This window comes from Bartonella sp. MU70NMGDW, assembly GCF_042194085.1.
Classification (GTDB): Bacteria; Pseudomonadota; Alphaproteobacteria; order Rhizobiales; family Rhizobiaceae; genus Bartonella; species Bartonella grahamii.
The window spans coordinates 1-2,397 of the sequence record NZ_JBHIMK010000188.1 but is presented as its reverse complement, the minus strand read 5'-3'; the positions used below and the strand labels follow the sequence as shown (position 1 = coordinate 2,397).

The window sequence follows — 2,397 nt, the reverse complement described above, 5'->3', positions numbered from 1 at the left end:
GCAAAAAATTGTGAAAACCTAAGATTAGCACAACTTGAACTTGAAAAGGAATATGAAGCAAAAGCTGAAGAAAGAGCACGTGAACGCAAAGAAGAAGATCGTAAAGCGATGGAAAGATATGAAGCCGAAATAGAAGCTAGACATGAAAAATGGAAAATTGATTTTGAAAAAAGAAAAGCTGAAGAAAAAGCAAAAGAACGAGCCGAAAGAGAAGCAGAAGAGCGCGCTAAACAACAACAGGACAATAAATAATGAATAAAGTTCTCATAACAACATTGCTACTTTGCACAGGGCTCATCACAGCTGGATGTGAAAAAACCTATAGCGTCGCTGAATTTAAAAAAGATAAAAATTTACGCTTCGAGTGGGATGCGAAATGTGGATTTGCAGGAACTTCAAAAAATTGTGAAAACATGCGGTTAGCATTTTTAGAACTTCAGAAAGAATATGAAGCAAAAGAAGCAGAAAGAAGTCGTAAAATTGCAGAAGAAAATCGCAAAAGATATGAAGAATTTGAAGCTGAACAAAAAGCCAGACTTGAAAAAATGAGAGCTAATACTAAGAAAATACTAGCTGAACAAGAAGCAAAACGACGTGCTGAGGAAGAACAAGAAGCAAAAGAGCGCGCTGAAAAAAAACAAAATAACCATTAAAACACAACAAATAGCGGAGCATCTCAATGGCAATAGTAACCAAAGGCGTATTTACTGATATAGATGATATGTTAATGAAGCCAATTACAAAGACAATGGATAGCACCATTACACATCACTATTGCGCTTTAGCTGCTCAACTTAAAGAGCTTTGTACACTTTATAATAGATTTATGGCAACATTATGTCTGTGCTCTAGATTTATCATCACTGGTTATAAAAAACCAGAACATAGCATAATTTAAAGATTGTGCTCAAACCTTGTAAAACTGAAAGGAAAAAGGGGAAATACTATGAATAAAGTTCTCATAACAACATTGCTACTTGGCACTGGAATTATCGCTGCTGGATGTGAAAAAACTCACAGTGTAGCAGAATTTAAAAAAGATAAAAATTTACGCTTAGAGTGGGATGCTAAATGTGGATTTGCAGGGACTTCAAAAAACTGTGAAAACATGCGGTTAGCATTTTTAGAACTTGAAAAAGAATATAAAGCACAAGCTGAAGAAAGAAGTCGTAAAGCAGCAGAGGAGTATAGGAAAGGTATAGATGAACTTATAGCTAAACAAAAAGCTAAACATGAAAAATGGAAAGCTGAACAAAAAGCAAAAGAACAAGCCAAGAGAGAAGCAGAAGAGCGCACTAAAACCGAACGAGAAGCGAAAGAAAAAGCTGAACAAAAACAAGATAGTAATTAAATCAGAAATAATCATATTTGTAAAAGTTTGATGAAATGGACGTGCAATGGCATTTGAAAATATAACCATATTTACTGATATGAATAATGTTGTAACGAAGACTCTTGAAAATATAATGGACGAAACTATTAATCATCTTTCATCGGGTTTAAGTGCCCCACTTAAAGCGTCTTGTACAATCTACGTTATATTTATGGGATACAATATCATCTCAGGGCGTTCTTCCACGCCTTTATGGGAGTTTATAGCGACAGCTTTCAAACTCGGCATCATTGTTGCACTCGCTACAAACACTGCTCTTTATAATGCGTGGGTTAGGGATATATTTTTCAATGATCTGCCAAATGCCATTGCAAATGTCACACAAGGTGCAGCACACTCGGATCAAAATATATGGGACAATCTGCTAAGACAAGCAGGTGCACACGTTTTTGACGCATCAGAGAAGTACACAGGATGGACTCAAACGGGTAAGTTTCTTGTGACATGGATTGCTGGTTTTTTCTGTTTAATAGATGCCACGGCAATGGCTATAATTGGTTTTGTCGTCTCAATGTTTGCTAAGCTGGGTTTGTTTCTTGTCCTATCAATAGGACCACTCTTCATAAGCCTCTCTATGTTTTCCTCAACCAGAAAATTCACAGAAGCATGGTTAGGGCAAGTTGTAAATTTCATCCTTTTGCAGGTATTAGTCGTGCTGCTTGGTGGTCTGTATATCCAATTTGCAATAAAAATTTTCTCAGGAACACTTGAAGATATAATGCTTTCCTTAATTAATTTCTCAGCTGTTGGCCTTTGTGGTATTTACCTTTTCATCAAATTACCTGATATAGCATCAGCTTTAGCCTCTGGGGCTGTTTCTTTCACAAGTGCCATAACGGGAACGCAACGCGCTGGAAAAGAAGCTTTTCGCGCTGCTAAAGCAACAGCCAACACGATAGCAAAGGGCGTTAAAAAATTAGCATCACTATTAGCAAAGGCCTAAGTTCAAATGCGGGAATTTAAAAAAATTGGGATTATCTTACCATTTCTCTTTCTCAGTGGCT

At 36.6% G+C, this 2,397-nt stretch carries 4 protein-coding genes and 1 pseudogene; all 5 read left to right on the top strand.

The window, feature by feature from the left end:
• Window positions 1-252: pseudogene (locus ACFIKE_RS09555) on the top strand (hypothetical protein); the annotation flags it as partial.
• Complete coding sequence (locus ACFIKE_RS09550) at window positions 252-653, top strand: EexN family lipoprotein (protein ID WP_375649588.1); 402 nt, start codon at window positions 252-254, stop codon at window positions 651-653. The pseudogene ACFIKE_RS09555 and the gene ACFIKE_RS09550, both read left to right, overlap by 1 nt.
• 26 nt (window positions 654-679) lie before the next feature.
• Window positions 680-898, top strand: coding sequence for a hypothetical protein (locus tag ACFIKE_RS09545; RefSeq protein ID WP_375649586.1), 219 nt, complete (start codon window positions 680-682; stop codon window positions 896-898).
• Between the two features lie 48 nt (window positions 899-946).
• Complete coding sequence (locus ACFIKE_RS09540; RefSeq protein ID WP_375649583.1) at window positions 947-1,351, top strand: EexN family lipoprotein; 405 nt, start codon at window positions 947-949, stop codon at window positions 1,349-1,351.
• A 46-nt stretch (window positions 1,352-1,397) separates the two neighbouring features.
• Window positions 1,398-2,336 carry a type IV secretion system protein gene (locus tag ACFIKE_RS09535; protein ID WP_375649581.1) on the top strand — a complete coding sequence of 313 codons (939 nt, stop codon included), beginning with the start codon at window positions 1,398-1,400 and terminating at the stop codon, window positions 2,334-2,336.
• Window positions 2,337-2,397: the final 61 nt, after the last annotated feature.